Source organism: Psychrobacter sp. 16-MNA-CIBAN-0192, from assembly GCF_040309565.1.
GTDB lineage: Bacteria > Pseudomonadota > Gammaproteobacteria > Pseudomonadales > Moraxellaceae > Psychrobacter.
Window position 1 is genome coordinate 1 of record NZ_JBEOOX010000758.1, and the last position, 233, is coordinate 233.

At 61.4% G+C, this 233-nt stretch carries 1 protein-coding gene; it reads right to left on the minus strand.

From position 1 onward, the window contains the following. Positions 1 to 233: type 2 periplasmic-binding domain-containing protein (locus tag AAEY78_RS15115; protein ID WP_352340335.1), on the minus strand; the 233-nt coding region annotated here is incomplete at both ends.

Here is a 233-nt window from a genome sequence, read left to right on the forward strand (position 1 = left end):
GGGGTGACATTTCCTGAGCCAAACCAAGAAACGCCGCCGGCAACCGCGCCCCTTTGCGCTCCTTGAGGCAATACAGGTACTCCGGAATCTGCGGTGCATTCTCGATGGTCAGCACACGCAACTGCGGGTCATGGGGCACTTCCTGGCGAGCGATGATGCTGATGCCGATATTGCGCAGCACCGCCTCGCGAATCGACTCACGGCTGCCAATCTCCAGCAACGGCCCGTACCCC